The 17,841-nt window shown below is 68.3% G+C and carries 19 protein-coding genes; 17 read left to right on the top strand and 2 right to left on the bottom strand.

Annotated features, from left to right (window positions below; genetic code table 11):
- Positions 1-70 precede the first annotated feature (70 nt).
- The 6 genes from HDA39_RS24560 to rplL all read left to right on the top strand — a co-directional run bounded on the left by HDA39_RS24560 (position 71) and on the right by rplL (position 4,789).
- Positions 71-1,087 (top strand): sugar kinase, encoded by a 1,017-nt coding sequence (locus tag HDA39_RS24560; RefSeq protein WP_184798832.1) that lies wholly within the window; start codon positions 71-73, stop codon positions 1,085-1,087.
- A complete protein-coding gene (locus HDA39_RS24555) occupies positions 1,084-1,818 on the top strand; it encodes an IclR family transcriptional regulator domain-containing protein (protein ID WP_184798830.1) in 735 nt (244 codons plus the stop codon). Before HDA39_RS24560 ends, HDA39_RS24555 begins: the two co-directional genes overlap by 4 nt.
- Before the next feature lie 15 nt (positions 1,819-1,833).
- The gene (locus HDA39_RS24550) at positions 1,834-2,238 is read left to right on the top strand and encodes a RidA family protein (RefSeq protein ID WP_184798828.1); all 405 of its coding nucleotides are present in this window, start codon (positions 1,834-1,836) and stop codon (positions 2,236-2,238) included.
- 51 nt (positions 2,239-2,289) lie between these two features.
- A complete protein-coding gene (locus HDA39_RS24545; protein WP_184798826.1) occupies positions 2,290-3,477 on the top strand; it encodes an MFS transporter in 1,188 nt (395 codons plus the stop codon).
- A 234-nt stretch (positions 3,478-3,711) separates the two neighbouring features.
- On the top strand, positions 3,712-4,335 hold the full coding sequence (gene rplJ / locus HDA39_RS24540) for a 50S ribosomal protein L10 (protein ID WP_184798824.1): 624 nt from the start codon (positions 3,712-3,714) through the stop codon (positions 4,333-4,335).
- Between the two features lie 67 nt (positions 4,336-4,402).
- Positions 4,403-4,789 (top strand): 50S ribosomal protein L7/L12, encoded by a 387-nt coding sequence (gene rplL, locus HDA39_RS24535; protein WP_184798822.1) that lies wholly within the window; start codon positions 4,403-4,405, stop codon positions 4,787-4,789.
- 79 nt (positions 4,790-4,868) lie between these two features.
- Here rplL and HDA39_RS24530 read toward each other — a convergent pair whose 3' ends face one another.
- Positions 4,869-5,603, bottom strand: a complete 735-nt coding sequence (locus HDA39_RS24530; protein WP_184798820.1) for an acyltransferase family protein — start codon at positions 5,601-5,603, stop codon at positions 4,869-4,871.
- Entirely contained in the window at positions 5,600-6,844 is a 1,245-nt protein-coding gene (locus HDA39_RS24525) for an acyltransferase family protein (protein ID WP_184798817.1), read from the bottom strand. The genes HDA39_RS24530 and HDA39_RS24525 overlap by 4 nt, the downstream gene beginning before the upstream one ends.
- A gap of 179 nt (positions 6,845-7,023) precedes the next feature.
- Between HDA39_RS24525 and HDA39_RS24520 the strand changes: the two genes are divergently transcribed.
- From HDA39_RS24520 to HDA39_RS24470, 11 genes are read left to right on the top strand one after another with little or no spacing between them, the layout of a single operon-like run.
- Positions 7,024-7,971 (top strand): ATP-binding cassette domain-containing protein, encoded by a 948-nt coding sequence (locus HDA39_RS24520; RefSeq protein ID WP_184798815.1) that lies wholly within the window; start codon positions 7,024-7,026, stop codon positions 7,969-7,971.
- Positions 7,968-8,741, top strand: coding sequence for an MlaE family ABC transporter permease (locus HDA39_RS24515; RefSeq protein ID WP_184798813.1), 774 nt, complete (start codon positions 7,968-7,970; stop codon positions 8,739-8,741). Before HDA39_RS24520 ends, HDA39_RS24515 begins: the two co-directional genes overlap by 4 nt.
- Position 8,742: 1 nt before the next feature.
- Entirely contained in the window at positions 8,743-9,570 is an 828-nt protein-coding gene (locus tag HDA39_RS24510; RefSeq protein WP_184798811.1) for an ABC transporter permease, read from the top strand.
- Positions 9,567-10,886 carry an MCE family protein gene (locus tag HDA39_RS24505; protein ID WP_184798808.1) on the top strand — a complete coding sequence of 440 codons (1,320 nt, stop codon included), beginning with the start codon at positions 9,567-9,569 and terminating at the stop codon, positions 10,884-10,886. The genes HDA39_RS24510 and HDA39_RS24505 overlap by 4 nt, the downstream gene beginning before the upstream one ends.
- Entirely contained in the window at positions 10,883-11,917 is a 1,035-nt protein-coding gene (locus HDA39_RS24500) for an MCE family protein (protein ID WP_184798806.1), read from the top strand. The genes HDA39_RS24505 and HDA39_RS24500 overlap by 4 nt, the downstream gene beginning before the upstream one ends.
- On the top strand, positions 11,914-12,927 hold the full coding sequence (locus tag HDA39_RS24495; protein WP_184798804.1) for an MCE family protein: 1,014 nt from the start codon (positions 11,914-11,916) through the stop codon (positions 12,925-12,927). The genes HDA39_RS24500 and HDA39_RS24495 overlap by 4 nt, the downstream gene beginning before the upstream one ends.
- Positions 12,924-14,123, top strand: coding sequence for an MCE family protein (locus HDA39_RS24490; RefSeq protein WP_184798803.1), 1,200 nt, complete (start codon positions 12,924-12,926; stop codon positions 14,121-14,123). The genes HDA39_RS24495 and HDA39_RS24490 overlap by 4 nt, the downstream gene beginning before the upstream one ends.
- Positions 14,120-15,352: an MCE family protein gene (locus HDA39_RS24485; protein ID WP_184798801.1), complete on the top strand. Its 1,233-nt coding sequence runs from the start codon at positions 14,120-14,122 to the stop codon at positions 15,350-15,352. Before HDA39_RS24490 ends, HDA39_RS24485 begins: the two co-directional genes overlap by 4 nt.
- Positions 15,349-16,641 carry an MCE family protein gene (locus tag HDA39_RS24480; protein ID WP_184798799.1) on the top strand — a complete coding sequence of 431 codons (1,293 nt, stop codon included), beginning with the start codon at positions 15,349-15,351 and terminating at the stop codon, positions 16,639-16,641. Before HDA39_RS24485 ends, HDA39_RS24480 begins: the two co-directional genes overlap by 4 nt.
- Positions 16,638-17,129: a hypothetical protein gene (locus HDA39_RS24475; RefSeq protein ID WP_337925877.1), complete on the top strand. Its 492-nt coding sequence runs from the start codon at positions 16,638-16,640 to the stop codon at positions 17,127-17,129. Before HDA39_RS24480 ends, HDA39_RS24475 begins: the two co-directional genes overlap by 4 nt.
- Positions 17,129-17,752: a hypothetical protein gene (locus tag HDA39_RS24470; protein WP_184798797.1), complete on the top strand. Its 624-nt coding sequence runs from the start codon at positions 17,129-17,131 to the stop codon at positions 17,750-17,752. The genes HDA39_RS24475 and HDA39_RS24470 overlap by 1 nt, the downstream gene beginning before the upstream one ends.
- Positions 17,753-17,841: the final 89 nt, after the last annotated feature.

Genomic DNA, 17,841 nt, shown 5'->3' with positions numbered 1-17,841 from the left:
CGTATTCTGACCACTCGGTTGTAGCATCGCGCCAGAACTCCCGTCAACGGACTGCGAGAGAGGACACCCGATGGCCGACCTGGTGCCCCGCGCGATCTGTCTTGGTGAGGCGATGATCATGCTCGCCGCCGATACCGGTGCCCCGTTGGAGGAGGTCGAGACGTTCCGCCGTTCGGTCGGTGGTGCCGAGTGCAACGTCGCCGGCGGACTGGCCGCGCTCGGCATCCCGACCGGCTGGATCTCGCGGCTCGGTGCCGACGGGTTCGGGCGGTACGTGCTGCAGGATCTCCGCGATCGTGGCGTCGAGGTCGGCGGGGTCGAGGACGATCCGGGCCGGCCGACCGGGCTGTACGTGAAGCACACGCTCGCCGGGCGCACCCGGATGCACTACTACCGTTCCGGCTCGGCGGCGTCGGCGATGGATGCGGATTTCCTGGATCGGCCGGCGGTGCGGAATCGGCTAGTTGGTGCCGAGTTGGTCCATACGACGGGGATCACGGCGGCGCTGTCCGAGGAGACCGCGGGGATGCTCGATCGGCTTGCGGCGTTGAGAGACTCTCTCGGATTCATGCTGAGTGTCGATCTCAACTGGCGGCCCGCGCTCTGGAGAGGCAAGGATCCGGCGCCGTTGTGGCGGTTGCTGCGAGCGGCGGATGTGGTGCTGATCGGCGCGGACGAGGCGATGCTGTTCGCCGGGACCGGCGACCCGGCCGAGCTGCGCCGGCTGTTGGGGCCTAGGGCAACAATCGTGGTGAAGTCGGACGCGCACGTGGCGCTGGCGCTGGAGCCGGGGGAGAACGGTGAGGTCGCCCGCGATCGCCGTACGGAAGTCCCCGCACTCACCGTCGACGTCGTTGAGCCCGTCGGCGCGGGCGATGCCTTCGCGGCCGGCTTCCTGGCGGCGACCCTGCAGGGCCTCCCGATGGAGCAGCGACTGCGCTCCGGACACCTGAGCGCGGCGGCCGTCCTCACAGTCCCCGACGACCACGCCGAACCTCCGGAACCATCACTGCGGCAGGCGTTGCTGCAGTGCCCGGCCGAGGAGTGGGCCGGGACCCGGATCGGCCCGGCAGGGGTGATGGTGTGAGCCAGAGTCTGGGCCGTGCCCTGCAGATCCTGGTCAGCCTCGGGGAGGGCGATCGCTCGCTCGACCAGCTGGCGACCGAGCTCGACGTGCACAAGACGACCGTGCTCCGCCTGCTGCGCACGATGGAGGCCGAGCGGTTCGTACGCCGTGACGAAGCGCATCGCTACCGCCTCGGCTCCCGGCTGTTCTCCCTCGCCGACGCGTCCCGCGAGCAGCACGTCGTACGGGACGTCGCCGCGCCGCACCTGCGCAAGCTGAACCAGCGGACCGGCCAGACCGTGCACCTGGCGGCGTACGAGAACGGGCAGGTCATCTACATCGACAAGCTCGACAGCGTGCAGTCGGTCCGGATGTACTCGCAGGTCGGCGTTCCGGCGGCGCTGCACTGCACCGCGGTCGGCAAGGTGCTGCTCGCGGCCCAGCCGAAGCGGCAGCGCGAGGCGTTGCTCGCGACGATCGAGTACCACCAGTACACGCCGAACACGATCACCGGGTCGGACCAGCTGCGTGACGAGCTGGACAAGGTCCGGGACCAGGGCTGGTCGCACGACCGGGCCGAGCACGAGTCCTTCATCAACTGCATCGGCGCCCCGGTCACCGAACGCTCCGGCCGCGTCGTCGGCGCGGTCTCGGTCTCGGCTCCGGACGTGCTGCTCAACTACGACCAGGTCCTGGAGCTCCTGCCCGACCTGCTCGCGACCACTGCTGCCATCGGCAACGACTACCACTAGAGAGGCCTTCACCTGATGTCCGACAAGACCGTCGTCTCCACCACCGACGCGCCCGCCCCGATGCCCGTGTTCTCCCAGGGAGTCCGCAAGGGCAACATCCTGCAGGTGTCCGGCCAGGGCTCGGTCGACCCGGCGACCGGTGCGTTCGTCCACGAGGGCGACGTGAAGGCGCAGACCACCCGCGTACTGCAGAACATCGAGGCGATCCTGAAGGCCGGCGGCGCGAGCATCGACGACGTCGTGATGCTGCGCGTCTACCTCACGTCGCGCGACCTGTTCGTCCCGATGAACGAGGCGTACGCCGAGTTCGTCGGCGAGCGCACCCCGAGCGGCGTGCTGCCGTCACGGACCACCGTCTTCACCGGTCTGCCGCTGGAGCAGATGCTGGTCGAGATCGACGCGCTGGCCGTACTGTCTTAAGGAGCAGTACCGCCGTCTCATCCATTGGTTGAAGGTGGGACGATAGGCGGGATGGCCGATCCCGTCAGTCTCTGGACGATCGCCCCCTCGGTCTACCTGCCGGCGTTGCTGTACGGCATCGGCCAGGGGGCGATCGCTCCCGTTGTCGCACTCTCGGCGCGGGACCTGGGTGCTTCGATCGCGGTCGCCGGTCTGGTCGTCGCGGCGGCCGGTGTCGGCCAGGTGATCGGCGACATCCCCGCGGGCACACTGACCACCCGCATCGGCGAACGCCGCGCGATGCTTCTCGCGACCGTGCTCGTCTCGATCGCACTCGCCGCCTGCCTCGTCGTACCGAACGTCTGGGGTCTCGCCGTCGCGATCGGCGCCACCGGTCTGGCCGGCTCGGTCTGGGGACTGGCCCGGCAGGCCTACCTGAGCGAAGCCGTCCCGCTGGAGCTGCGCGCCAGGGCCCTGTCGACGCTGGGCGGCGTCCAGCGAATCGGTTCGTTCATCGGCCCGTTCCTCGGCGCCTTCGTGATGCGCTTCCTCGGCACCGACGGCGCGTACTGGGTCCACCTCGTCGCCGCCGCGCTGGCGTGCGTCGTACTGCTGAGCCTTCCCGACATCGAGTCCGTACGCCGGAACCGCCTGGCCCGGCCCGTCGTCGTCCAGTCCACTCGCGCCGTGATCCGCGAGCACCTCCCAGTACTCCGGACGCTCGGCGTCGGCGCGCTGCTCGTCGGCGCGGTCCGGGCATCGCGGCAGGTGGTGGTCCCGCTCTGGGCCGAGCACATCGGGTTGGACCCGCAGACCACCAGCCTGATCTTCGGCGTCTCCGGCGCCGTCGACATGTTGCTGTTCTACCCGGCGGGCTCGGTGATGGACCGGTTCGGGCGCAAGTGGGTCGCCGTACCGTCGATGACCGTGCTCGGCCTGGCGCACCTGTTGCTCCCGTTCACGCACTCCGCGGGCACGCTGACCGCCGTCGCGCTGGTGATGGGCGTCGGCAACGGCCTCGGCGCCGGCGTGATCATGACGCTCGGCGCGGACGCGTCACCACCGGTCGGGCGGGCGCAGTTCCTCGGCGCGTTCCGGCTCTTCGCGGACTCCGGCAGCGCGGCCGGGCCGTTCCTGCTGTCGGCCGTCACCGCGATCAGCGCGCTGGCCCCGGCGATCGTGGTGATGGGCCTGACCGGCTGGGCGGCCGCGCTGGCGATGAAACGCTGGATCCCACCCCGTCCACAGCCCGTGGAGTAACCGATTTGGTGGGACACGCGCACCCGGTTACTCTTGACACTGCCGAAGACCGCTGGTTGTCGCTCCCGAGCGACTGAAGGTCCCACGAAGGTGGGCGGCCCGCGCAGGTTGACTTGGAAGTGACAGCTTCGTTTGTTCACGCCCTTGCGCCTGCGCAAGGGCGTTTTCGTTTTGTGGGTCGGCGGTGTGGCAGACAAGTCCAACTCTGTCGGAAGACAGAGCGGAAGGAGACCCATGGCGAGGCCGGACAAGGCCGCCGACGTCGCAGAGCTCACTGAGAACTTCAAGAGCTCCAACGGCGCCGTGCTGACCGAGTACCGCGGACTCACCGTGGCGCAGCTGCGGGACCTCCGCACTACGCTCGGTGACGACGTGAACTACGCCGTGGTGAAGAACACGCTGACCAAGATCGCGGCCAAGGACGCCGGAGTGGAGTCGTTCGACTCGCTCCTGCAGGGTCCGTCGGCCATCGCCTTCGTCAAGGGCGACCCGGTGGTCGCGGCCAAGGGACTGCGTGACTTCGCCAAGGCCAATCCCCTTCTCGTCATCAAGGGCGGTGTGCTGGACGGTAAGGCACTCGGTCCCGACGAGATCAACAAGCTCGCTGACCTGGAGTCGCGTGAGGTCCTCCTCGCGAAGCTCGCAGGTGCGATGAAGGCGGCTCCGCAGCAAGCGGTGTCGCTGTTCGCTGCTCCGCTGTCGCAGGCCGCGCGCCTGTTCGCGGCGCTGCAGGACAAGCTGCCGGCCGAGGCCGCCCCCGTGGCGGACGAGGCTCCGGCTGCCGAAGCGGTGCAGGACGCACCCGCCGACGCACCTGCCGAGGCGAGCACCGAGGAGACCGCGTCAGCTGACAGCTGACCCGTTCGAATCACGCAACACCCCATTCAGTGATCACCCAGTTAGACGTTTAGGAAGGACCGCCACCATGGCGAAGCTCAGCACCGAAGAGCTGCTCGGCCAGTTCAAGGACCTGACCCTGCTCGAGCTCTCGGAGTTCGTAAAGGCGTTCGAGGAGGAGTTCGGCGTGACCGCCGCTGCTCCCGTTGCCGTCGCCGCCGCCCCGGGCGCCCCGGGCGCCCCGGCCGAAGAGGCCTTCGAGCAGGACGAGTTCGACGTCGTCCTGGAGTCGGCCGGCGACAAGAAGATCCAGGTCATCAAGGAGGTGCGTGGCCTCACGAGCCTCGGCCTGAAGGAGGCCAAGGACCTCGTCGAGAGCGCGCCGAAGGCCATCCTGGAGAAGGTCGACAAGGCTGCCGCGGAGAAGGCCAAGGAGGCCCTCGAGGGCGCCGGGGCCACCGTCACCGTCAAGTGACCTGTGCGGCTGCGTAGTTGACGGCCGCACACCCCAGCAGTAGAACGAAGGGCGGTTCCCGCGAGGGAGCCGCCCTTCGTCACGTCCGGTGGTCGAGGCGGCGCGCGAGATCGAGCAGTGCGCGGCGAGCCGGTACGCCGACGTACCGGTGGGCGCCCTCGGCGGTCAGGACGACGAGGCCGATCCAGCCCAGGGCGAGCAGCGCGTTGGAGATCGTGCCCGCGTGGACCGGGCCGAAGCCGTGCAGGACCAGGGTCTGCAGCAGGAAGAGCGGGTAACCGATCACACCGAGCCGGACCAGGAACGGACGCGCCAGCCAGGTGAGCGGCGGCAGGCGACGGACGGTCTTGCCGAGGACGAAGGCCAGCGGCCGGTTGAGCAGTGGGAACGCGACGTAGAAGAGGACGAGCGCACCGACGAACCAGGTCTGGTCGGTCCACACGTCTCGGACCCAGTCACCGCCGTTCAGCATGCCGAGCAGCAGGACGACCAGTCCGACGACCAGGTACAGCGGAACGATCCGAGCCACCCGGGCCGCGGCGTACCGGCCGATGACGCGCCGGCCGGAGGTGTAGGACAGGCCTGGGTAGTTGTAGGTCAGCACGAACGCCGACAGCACGAAGAAGAAGACGACAGCCACCGACGCCGTCAGATCGACCAGGTCCTTCAGGTACACCGGCGCTCCGCGCCAGACGCCGACCGTCGACGCGACGACCGCGAGCCCGGCCAGGCCGCGCAGGCCGGTGACGTCGAGCAGCTCGGGCCGCGGGTGTGAGAGGGCGGCGCCTTCGGTGACCGATGTGAGACCGCTCACGCTGAGACTCCCGACGTCGTACGCTCAGTGACCGCCGGACGCGACCGCGGGACCAGCCGAAGGACGAAGCGCCGGGCGGGCACCTCGATCAGCCGGTGCGCGCCCTCACCGATCAGCAGGCACAATCCCGCGACCACCAGCACTCCGGCGTACACCGCCCAGGTCGCCGGCTGATCGAGCATGCTGCCGCGGTCCTTGCCGAGGAAGGACAGCAGCGGTCGATGCGTCAGATAGACCGCGTAGCTGGCAGTACCCAGCGTGACCAGAGCCCGCGTCGCGAAGAACCGCGACAGCCAAGCGCCAGGCGCGGCCGCCAGCGCCAGCAGCAGTACGGCGAACGGCACCGTCCACATCGCGCCGTAGAACGCGGGCAGCATCCACCGCGCGTGCGAAGGCCCGGCCGCGGCGACCACGAGCACCACCACGACGCAGGCCGCCTGCACCCATCCGGCAACGCGCGTCCGCAGCTTGAACCCGCGCAGCAGCAGGAACGCCAGCGACACCCCGATCACGAACTCCGACAGCCGCGGCAACGGGTTCCGGTAGAGCCAGCGATGCCCGGACGACGGGTCCTTCACCGACAGGAACGCCCAGCCCTCGGCCGTGAACAGCGCGACCAGGAACACCTGGACGGCGAACGCGAAGGCGATCAGCCCGAGCAGCCCGGCCACCCCGAACCGCTTGGACAGCAAGGCGACCAGCGGCACGAGGAACGGGAACACGGCGTACAGGAACAGCTCGACGCAGATCGACCAGCCGGGCGGGTTGTAGCTGGCCTGGCCGATCGCGTAGTCGCCCGACCAGGCCTGGATCGCGAGCAGGTGCCGCCACAGCGATTCCTGCGGTACGCCGTGCGCCGCGCGCTGCAGCACCAGATAGAGCAGCACGACCCAGTACAGCGGCATCACCCGCGCGATCCGCGCGACGTAGAACCGCCACAGCCGGCCCGGCGACGCGACCGTCAGCGTCGAGTAGTTCCAGGCCAGCACGAGGCCGGACAGCATGAAGAACAAGGGGACGCCGATGTACCCGGACTGGATGAGATTGCGTAACGGTTCGGGAGCAGAATCCGGTAACCCGATGTGATGAAGCACTACGGCGAGTGCTGCGGCGGCCCGGACTCCGGTCAGCGCTAGGATCTCCGAGCGCGGATGCGGGAGCTGGTCTCCGTGCTGCGGCGAGGTGATACCTTGCGGCGGCCTGCGCCGCAGCCGGTGCAACCAGGTAGCTGACCGCGACACGGGGTTCCTCCGGCAACTGAACGCTTCGATGTGGCACAGGACTGTACCCACAGAGTTGTCATCACTTGACAGACAGGGGTTACAGAAAAGCGTACTCGTGCGTAACCTAGGGCACCGCGCCCTCGTTGAGCCGATGGATCGTCGTCGGGCGGGGGCCAAATTTCCCGTGAGGAGGACCGGTGGGCGTAGAAGTCCGCGTCGAAGGACTCACGAAATCCTTCGGCAAGCAGCTGATCTGGGGCGACGTGTCCCTGACGCTGCCGGCCGGTGAGATCTGCGTGATGCTGGGTCCTTCCGGCACCGGGAAGTCCGTATTCCTCAAGACGCTGATCGGTCTGCTCAAGCCGGACAAGGGTCACGTCTTCATCGAGGGCACCGACATCGCCACCTGCTCCGAGCGTGAGCTGTACGACGTGCGCCGGCTGTTCGGGGTGCTGTTCCAGGACGGCGCGATGTTCGGCTCGATGAACCTGTACGACAACGTCGCCTTCCCGCTGCGCGAGCACACCAAGAAGTCCGAGTCCGACATCCGCTCCATCGTGATGGAGAAGATGGAGATGGTCGGCCTGGTCGGCGCGGAGAAGAAGCTGCCCGGCGAGATCTCCGGCGGGATGCGCAAGCGGGCCGGCCTGGCCCGCGCGCTGGTGCTCGATCCGGCGATCCTGCTGGTCGACGAGCCCGACTCCGGTCTGGACCCGGTCCGCACCTCGTTCCTGAACCAGGTGATGATCGACCTCAACGAGGCCTTCGGCGCGACCTTCCTGATCGTCACCCACGACGTGAACACGGCCCGCACGGTGCCGGACAACATCGGCATGCTCTACCACAAGCACCTGGCGATGTTCGGCCCGCGGGAGATGCTGCTGTCCAGCGAGGAGCCGGTGGTCCGGCAGTTCCTGAACGCGCAGATGATCGGCCCGATCGGCATGTCGGAAGAGAAGGACGCCGAGGAGCTGGCGGCCGAGGCCGACCAGGAGCTCCCGCCGTTGCCGCCGATCCCGCTGCAGCAGCTGCCCAGCAGCGGTATGCTCCGCCCGACGCAGCGCCCGCCGGGCGAGTGGTGCCGGGAGAACGGAGTGACACCGCCCCCGGGTTCCTTCGACTCCGCCGCGGTGGGGGCCCGGTGACTGCTTCGGCCACCGCCCCGCTGAAGGCCGCCGGCTCGTTGTTCGCCTTCACCCTGGACACCGCCCGGGCGTCGGTGCGCCGGCCGTTCCAGCTGCGCGAGTTCCTCCAGCAGGCCTGGTTCGTGGCCAGTGTGACGATCATCCCGACCGCGCTGGTGGCGATCCCGTTCGGTGCGGTGATCGCGCTGCAGGTCGGCGGGCTGATCAAGCAGTTCGGCGCGCAGGCGTTCACCGGTTCGGCCGCCGTCCTGGCCGTCGTCCGGGAGGCCTCGCCGATCGCGACCGCGCTGCTGATCGCGGGCGCCGGTGGTTCGGCGATCTGCGCGGACCTCGGATCCCGCAAGATCCGCGAGGAACTCGACGCGATGATGGTTCTCGGCATCGATCCCATCCAGCGCCTGGTCGTCCCGCGGGTGCTGGCGACGATGCTGGTCGCCTTCTTCCTCAACGGGTTCGTCAGCGTCGTCGGCGTGATGGGCGGCTACGTCTTCAACGTCGTCCTGCAGGACGGCACCCCAGGCTCCTACATCGCCAGCTTCACCGCGCTCGCCCACCTGCCCGACCTGTGGCAGGGCCAGGCCAAGGCGCTGGTGTTCGGCTTCATCGCGGCCGTCGTCGCGTCGTACAAGGGGATGAACGCCGGCGGCGGGCCGAAGGGCGTCGGGGACGCGGTGAACCAGTCGGTCGTGATCACCTTCATGCTGCTGTTCGTCGCGAACTTCTCGATGACCGCGATCTACTTCCAGCTCGTCCCGCCGAAGGGGGCCTGACGTGTCGGCCCTGGACGTGCTGATCAAGAAGCCGCTGAACTCGCTCGACCGGCTCGGCGAGCAACTGGCCTTCTACATCAAGGCTCTGGCCTGGTCGGGCAAGTCGATCACCCGCTACCGCAAGGAGATCCTCCGCCTGCTGGCCGAGGTGACACTGGGCAGCGGCGCGCTCGCGGTGATCGGCGGGACCGTCGGCGTGATCACGTTCCTGGCCTTCTTCACCGGCACCGAGGTCGGCCTGCAGGGGTACTCGGCGCTCAACCAGATCGGCACCTCGGCGTTCGCCGGCTTCGTCAGCGCGTACATCAACACCCGCGAGATCGGCCCGCTGATCGCCGGGATCGCGCTGGCCGCGACGGTCGGCTGCGGGTTCACCGCGCAGCTCGGCGCGATGCGGATCAGCGAGGAGATCGACGCGCTCGAGGTGATGGCGATCCCGTCGCTGCCGTTCCTGGTCACCACCCGGATCATCGCCGGGCTGATCGCCGTCGTGCCCTTGTACGTCGTGGGCCTGCTCTCGTCGTACTTCGCCACCCGGCTCACGGTGACCCAGTTCTACGGGCAGAGTACGGGCACGTACGACCACTACTTCCATCTGTTCCTACCACCCGGCGACGTGCTCTGGTCGTTCGGCAAGGTGCTCGTCTTCGCCGTCCTGGTGATCCTCGTGCACTGCTACCACGGGTACCACGCGACCGGCGGCCCGGCCGGCGTCGGCGTCGCGGTCGGTCGCGCGGTCCGGACCTCGATCGTGGTGATCAACGTGGTCGACCTGCTGCTGTCGATGGCGATCTGGGGTACGACGACCACTGTGAGGTTGGCCGGATGACCAGACGAGTGCTCGGCGTTGCGTTCATCGGCGTGCTCTGTTTCCTGCTCTGGCTGACCTACGCCTTCTACGCCAAGGTGTTCACCGACACCGTCGAGGTCCGGCTGAAGACCAGCCACATCGGCCTGCAGCTGAACACGCACGCCGACGTGAAGCTGCGCGGCATCATCGTCGGCGAGGTCCGGTCGGTCTCCACCGACGGCGACGAGGCGACGGTGAACCTGTCGCTGAAGCCCGAGCAGGTCCAGGAGATCTCGGCCGCGGTCAGCGCCCGGATCCTGCCCAAGACACTGTTCGGCGAGAAGTACGTCGCGCTGGTGCCGCCGCCCGACAGCGAGGACACCGGGCACATCAAGGCCGGTGACGTGATCGCCCGGGACAAGACCGCGGTCGGCATCGAGATCGAGAAGGTGCTGAACGACGCGCTCCCGCTGCTCCAGGCGGTCGACCCGGCCGACCTGAACGCCACGCTGAACACGCTGGCCACCGCGCTCGAGGGCCGCGGGACCGAGATCGCCGAGACGCTGACCCAGCTCGACGGCTACCTGAAGAAGCTGAACCCGAGCGTCCCGAAGCTGATGGAGGCGCTGACCAAGCTGACCCAGGTCTCCCAGCTGTACGGCGACGTGACGCCCGACCTGGTCCGGGTCCTGCGCAACCTCACCATCACCGGCAACACCGTGGTGGAGAAGGAGCAGCAGCTGCAGAAGTTCTTCACCGACGTGCAGACCCTGTCCGGGACGGCGAACGGCTTCCTGCGCGAGAACGAGGACCGCGTGATCCGGCTCGGCGAGGTGAGCAAGCCGGTGCTCGACCTGCTCGAGCGGTACTCGCCGGAGTTCCCCTGTTTCCTCAAGGTGATGACCGACACCGTCCCGATCCTGAGCGACACGTTCCGCGGCGGCGCGCTGCACATCAACCTCGAGCTGATCACCAACCAGCCCACGCCGTACCAGCCGAACGAGCTGCCGGCGTACAAGGACAAGCGCGGGCCGACCTGTGTGGGCAAGAACTACAGCCATCCGGGGGAGAAGCCGGGGCCGTACACCCAGGACAACCCGGCGCCGTACATCACCGGTGAGGACGGCGTGATCGGCGACCACAACAAGCTCGAACGGTTCCCGCTGAACCTGCAGCTCAACCGGGCCGCCCCCGGGTACCTGCTGGACACCGGCGGAGCCGGTACGCCGGCCGAGCAGAAGGTGGTCAACTCCTTCGCCGGTCCGGCGATGGGCGTCCCGGCGGGCGACGTACCGGATCTGACCACGCTGATGATCGGCCCGCTGGTCCGCGGAGGGCAGGTGAACCTCAAGTGAAGATCCTGGACAAGAAGACCTCGATCGACAGTGTGAAGCTGGCGATCTTCGTGGTCGTGACGACGGTGGCGACCGCGCTGCTGGCGGTGACGATCGGCAACATCAGCTTCACGCCGACCACGAAGTACAAGGCGGTCTTCACCGATGTCGTCGGCCTGAACAAGGGCGACGACATCCGGATCGCCGGCGTCCGGGTCGGCCAGGTGGACAAGATCGCGCTCAAGGACGACTCGCTCGCACTGATCACCTTCAGCGTCGACTCCAAACAGGTGCTCGACACCGGCACCCGGGCGACACTGCGCTACCGCAACCTGGTCGGCAACCGCTACATCGCGCTGACCGAGGGCGTCGGCGGCGGTCAGCGGATGAAGGAGAACGAGACCATCGACAAGGACCGGACCGCTCCGGCCCTGGACCTGTCGGTGCTGTTCAACGGGTTCAAGCCGTTGTTCACCGCGCTCACCCCGGCCGACGTGAACCAGTTCGCCTTCGAGGTGATCAAGGTCCTGCAGGGCGAGGGCGGCACGATCGAGAGTCTGCTGGCCCGGACGGCGTCGCTGACCACCACGCTGGCCGACGCCGACCAGGTGGTCGGCGACCTGATCACCAACCTGACCTCGACGCTGCAGATCGTGTCGCAGCGCCAGCAGAACTTCTCCCAGTTGCTGATCAACCTGCAGCAGTTCATCACCGGCCTGAGCAAGGACATCCAGCCGATCCTCGGGTCGCTCGGCTCGATCAACTCGCTGAACAACAAGACGGCCGGCCTGCTGCAGCAGACCCGGGTGCCGATCAAGGCCGACCTCGACCGGCTCCGGCAGATCTCCACCACCCTGGACGACACCCAGGCGATCTGGGTCAAGACGCTGCAGAAGATGCCGGCCAAGCTGAACACGCTGACCCGGACCGCGTCGTACGGCTCCTGGTTCAACTTCTTCCTCTGCGGCTTCGACGGCAACGTCACGCTGCCGACCGGGACCCGCATCCCGGTCTCGTACGACAACAACTCGGCGAGGTGCGACCAGCGGTGAAACCGTTCCGCGAGCAGAACCAGCTGACCATCGGCGTGGTCGGCCTGACCGTGATCGGGCTGATCATGCTGGCCGCGTTCAAGGCCCAGGACCTGCCGCTGATCGGCGGCGGCACGAAGTACTCCGCGCAGTTCTCCGAGGCCGGCGGGCTGAAGAAGAACGACGAGATCCGGGTGGCCGGCGTCCGGGTCGGGCAGGTGCGTGGGGTCGAGCTGGAGGGCACCCACGTCCGGGTCGACTTCGTCGTCGACCGCGGCGTGAAGCTCGGTGAGCAGACCGGCGCCGAGATGAAGATCAAGACGCTGCTCGGCCAGAAGTACCTCAAGCTCAACCCGGCCGGTGGCGGCGAGCTGAAGGAAGGCTCGGAGATCCCGCTGGCGCGGACGGTCGCGGCGTACGACGTGGTGGACGCGTTCACCGATCTGGCCAACACCACCGAGCGGATCGACACCGCCCAGCTGGCCCGGGCCCTGGACACCTTGTCGACCACCTTCAAGAACACGCCGGAGGAGGTGAAGGCGTCGCTGAACGGGCTGTCCCGGCTGTCGCGGAACGTGGCCAAGCGGGACGAGGAGCTGAAGACCCTGCTCAAGCACTCCGACACCGTCACCAAGGTCCTGGCCGACCGCAACAAAGAGCTGATCAAGCTGATGAAGGACGGCAACACCGTGTTCCAGGCCGTGCAGGCCCGGCGCGCGCTGGTCCACCAGTTGCTGGTCTCGACGCAGAAACTGTCCGCGCAGGTGACCGCGCTGGTCCGGGAGAACCGCAAGGACCTGGCACCGACCCTGCAGAAGGTGAACGCGGTGCTCGCGATCCTGCTGAAGAACCAGAACGCCCTGGACGCCAGCATCAAGGGCCTGGCGCCGTACGCGCGGGTCTTCACCAACACGCTCGGCACCGGCCCGTGGTTCGACACCTACGTGCAGAACCTCGCGCCGGTCCCGGAGATCCCGCTGCCGCCGCTCATCCCGGGGCTGCCGCCGATCCTGGGCGGTGGTGGACGGTGAAGCTGGCGTCGTTCTCGCGGCTGATCGCGATCGGTGTGGTCCTGGTGGTCCTCGCCGTCAGCGTCGTGTCCTTGTGGCCGAACCCGGAGCGCGTCAGCGCCACGGCGTACTTCCCGCGCGCGGTCAGCGTCTACCCGGGCTCCGACGTCCGGATCCTCGGCATCAAGGTCGGCGAGATCGAGAGCGTCACACCGGCCGGGCGGACCGTCCGGGTGAAGTTCTGGTGGGAGGCCGAGCACAAGGTGCCGGCCGGGGCCAAGGCGGTCATCGCGTCGCCGTCGATCGTTGCCGACCGCTACATCCAGCTGACCCCGGCGTACTCCAAGGGCGACGTGATGGCCGACGGGGCGCAGATCCCGCTCGAGCGCACCGCCGTACCGCTGGAGCTGGACCAGATCTACCAGAGCCTGAACGACCTGTCGGTCGCGCTCGGTCCGAAGGGCGCCAACGACCAGGGCGCGCTGTCGCGGCTGCTGGACGTCTCGGCCGCGAACCTGAACGGCCAGGGTGCCAAGCTCAACCAGACCATCACCGACGTGTCGAAGCTGTCCCAGACGCTGGCGGGCAACTCCAAGAGCCTGTTCGCGACCGTCCGGCAGTTGCAGACGTTCGTGTCCTCGCTGGCCGCGAACGACGCGCTGGTGAAGCAGTTCAACACCAACTTCGCCGCGACCTCGACGACGCTGGCCGGTGAGCGCAAGGACCTGGCCGCCGCGCTGAACCTGCTGGCCACCGCGCTCGGCGAGGTCGCGTCGTTCGTCAAGGACAACCGGGCGCTGCTGAAGACCACGATCTCCGGCGCGACCGACATCTCCCAGATCCTGGTCAAGGAGAAGGCCGCCCTGGCCGAGATCATCGACACCGCGCCGCTCGGCCTGGGCAACCTGGCCCGCGTCTACAACCCGCAGTTCGGCACGCTGGACCAGCGGATCAACCTGGCCCAGCTGGACGACCCGGCGACGTTCATCTGCTCGCTGCTGATCCAGGCCAACCAGCCGCTGTCCGCGTGCTCGGCGCTCAAGCCGATCTTCGACGCGCTGCCGAAGCTGCCGCTGCTCAGCCAGCTCACCGGTGGCGCTCCGGCCAGCGGCGGCCCGGCCGGTACGCCGTGGGCGCCGGCTCCCGCGCCCAAGCTGCCGACGCCGGACCCGGTCGACCCGTCGCTCGGCGGGCTGTTCCCGGGGGGCACGCGATGAGACGGCGTACGGCGTTCGTGGCGGGCGTGGTCGCGATGGCGACCTTGCTGTCCGGATGCGACTTCAGCGTCTACTCGCTGCCGCTGCCCGGTGGCGCCAAGATCAAGGGGCCGTCGTACACGGTGACGGTGGAGTTCACCGACGTGCTCGACCTGGTCCCGAAGTCGACGGTCAAGGTGGACGACGTCACCGTCGGCACGGTGGAGAAGGTCTGGCTGGACGGGTTCGTGGCGAAGGTCCGGGTCAAGCTGCCGAAGAGCCTGGAGCTGCCCGACAACGCCCGCGCGACGATCCGCCAGACCAGCCTGCTGGGCGAGAAGTTCGTCTCGCTCGCGCCGCCCGGCGGCACCGAGAAGCCGCGCGGCAAGCTGGAGAACGGCGAACTCATCCCGCTGTCGCGGACCACCAGCAACGTCGAGGTCGAGGAAGTCCTGTCGGCCCTGTCGCTGCTGCTCAACGGCGGTGGCGTGGCCCAGCTGCAGATCATCACCCAGGAGCTGAACAAGGCCCTGACCGGCAACGAGCCGGCGATTCGCAGCGTGCTCACGCAGCTGAACACCTTCGTCGGCACGCTGGACACGAACCGGCAGAAGATCGTCACCGCGATCACCGCGGTCGACGCGCTGGCCAAGAAGCTGAACGCGCAGAAGGCGACGCTGGCCACGGCGATCGACTCGCTGCCGAAGTCGATCAAGACCCTCGACCAGCAGCGTGCCGCCCTGGTGAAGACGCTGCAGGCGCTGGCGACCCTGGGCAACACCGCGACCCGGGTGATCACCGCGTCACAGAAGGACCTGGTCGCCAACCTGAAGTCGCTGTACCCGGTGCTGACCAAGCTGGCCGAGGCGGGGGAGAACCTGCCCAAGTCGCTGGAGCTCCTGCTCACCTACCCGTTCCCCGACGCCGCGGCGGACGCCGTACAGGGTGACTTCACGAACCTGGTGATCACGCTGGACGTCGACACCCAGAAGGCGTTGAAGGGCCTGCTCGGGCTGAACCTGCCGACTGTCGGCCCGACCGCGCTGCCGACGGCGAACCTCAGCCTGCCGTTCCGCAACTCGCCCAAGTTCCCGCCGAAGTCGGGCGGCCTGCCGCCGTTGCCACTGCCGACCGGTACGGCGACCAGCTGCATCACGCTGCTCGGTCTCCCGGTCTGCACGCCGACGCTGAACCGCCCGGCCTTCGACCCCGACCTGGCCAAGGCCCTGATGCCGGGGATGGTCAAATGATCTCCAAGACCGTCCGGATCCAGCTGATGGTGTTCCTGCTGATCACCGTCGTCGGCATCGCGTACGTCGGCGGCAAGTACGCCCAGGTCGACCAGTTGCTGTTCGACGACGACTACACGGTCAGCGCGAGCTTCGCCGAGTCCGGCGGCATCTTCAGCGGCGCCGAGGTCACGTACCGCGGCCAGCCGGTCGGCCGGGTCGGCGAGCTGACGCTGCTCGACGACGGTGTCGAGGTCGACCTGGACATCGAGAAGAAGCAGAAGATCCCGAACGACCTGGTCGCCGTGGTGGCCAACCGGTCCGCGATCGGCGAGCAGTACGTCGACCTGCAGCCGCGCCGCGACGGCGGCCCGTTCCTGCAGGACAACTCCAAGATCGCCCGGGCCGACACCGCCCTGCCGATCGACACCACCGAGCTGCTGCTGAACCTCGACCAGCTGGTGAACTCGGTCGACAAGACCAGCCTGAAGACCACGGTCAAAGAACTCGGCGACGCGCTGCGCGGCAAGGGCAGCGACCTGCAGAGGATCATCGACAGCTCCGGGCTGCTGATCGACGACGCCGACGCGAACATCGCCCAGACGATCAAGCTGATCAACGACGGCAACACCGTGCTGGCCACCCAGGTCGCCAGCGGCGACGCGATCCGGACCTGGGCGAAGAACCTCGCCCTGCTGTCCGACACGCTGGTCAGCTCCGACTCCGACCTGCGCTCCGTGATCGACCAGGGCTCGGGCGCCTCGCAGCAGCTGACCGGACTGATCTCCGAGAACCGGGCCAACATCGCCGTGCTGCTCGGTAACCTGCTGACGGTGAGCCAACTGACCGCCGTCCGGCTGGACGCCGTCGAGCAGCTGCTGGTGGTCTACCCGGCGGTGTCGATGGGCGGGTACGTCGTACCGGGCAAGGACAAGGGGACCGGGCACTACGACGCGCACTTCGGTCTGGTGCTCGGCTTCTCACCACCGGCCTGCCGGGCCGGCTACAACGGGACGGACAAGCGGGTGCCGCAGGACACGACCGAGAAGCAGGCCAACACCAAGGCCTCGTGCACGGCCGGGCCGACCACCGGTCAGAACGTGCGTGGTGCGCAGAACAAGCCGGCGCCGTCGTCGCGCGACGGGCTGAACCGGCCCGGGTACGGCGTCGGCTACGACCCGTCGACCGGCGCGGCCGGCGGTACCGGCGGGATGCCCGAGCTGGTGCTCGGGTCGACCGGCGGGCAGGCCGACTACCTGGGCTCGGACTCCTGGAAGGCCCTCATCCTCGGACCGGTGACCGCGAAGTGAGGTCCGGGAAGGGGTCGCTGGTTCTGGCGTGGGCGCTGAGCGTGCTGCTGATCGTCGCCCTGGGCGCGGTGACGGTGTCCGTGCTGGCGCTGCGCAAGCAGGAAGTGCGCGACGAGGACCGGGTGGGGGCGATGCGCGCCGCCCGGCAGCTGGCGCTGGACTTCACGACGTACAAGTACGACAGCTGGGACGCCGACGCTTCTCGGGTGCTGAACGACTCGACAGGTCAGTTCAAGGAGGAGTTCCAGGCCGGCTCGAACTCGGTGAAGACCGAGGTGGTGGCGAACAAGGCGACCTCCAAGGGTGACGTGAAGGAGGCCGCGGTGGTGTCGAACGACAAGGACTCCGCGCAGGTGCTGGTGATCGTGAACGCCGTCGTGACCAACACCGCCGCCAAGGACGGGGTCGAGCGCCGCTACCGGATCAAGCTCGACCTGGTCCGCGACGCGGACCGCTGGCTCACCGCGGACCTCCAGGTGGTCGGCTGATGCCCCGCAAGATCGCCGGCCAGCGCCGCCGTGAACGCCCGATCACTCTCGGTGTTCAGAAGGAGTTCGAAGAACTGGCGGTTGAGAAGAAGGACGAAGCTGCTCGAGTCGTAGAGCCCGAAGCTCCGGCCCGCACGACCCGTGGACTGAGTTTCCTTCTGACGGTCGGTCTGTCCGTGGTGATCGTGCTCGTGCTGGCGCTTGGTGGGGTCCTCGGGCTCAAGGCGTGGCGCGGGCAGCAGGCCGAGGACGCTCGGGGCCAGGCGGTGAACGCGGGCCGGGCGGCGGCCGAGACGGCGCTGAGCTACGACTACCGGACGCTCGACAAGAGCTTCGCCGCCGCGCGCGGCACGATGACACCGGAGTTCGCGGGCAAGTTCGACGAAACGGCGAAGGTGGCCGGCGAGCTGGCGACCAAGACGAAGGCGACGGTGCGGGCCGAGGTGCGCGAGGTCGGCGTCCGGGACGGCGACGCCGACCGCGTGACGCTGGTGATTTTCGTCAACCAGACCACCACCAGCACGATCACGCAGGGTAAACCCCGGGTCGATCTGAACCGGACCCGCTTCACGATGGTCCGAAACGGCTCGCGATGGCTGGTCCAGGAGATCGCCGGACTGTAGTCTGCTGGTGACTTCAGGCTTGCATCGTCCGGACAAGCTCGCGGGTGTCTTCCCGCTCGAGATCCCGGGTCGGTTCTTGACTGAGTGGG

Source organism: Kribbella italica, from assembly GCF_014205135.1.
Lineage (GTDB): Bacteria > Actinomycetota > Actinomycetes > Propionibacteriales > Kribbellaceae > Kribbella > Kribbella italica.
The sequence above is the reverse complement of the archived record's forward strand: the minus strand, read 5'-3'. Positions and strand labels throughout refer to the sequence as shown.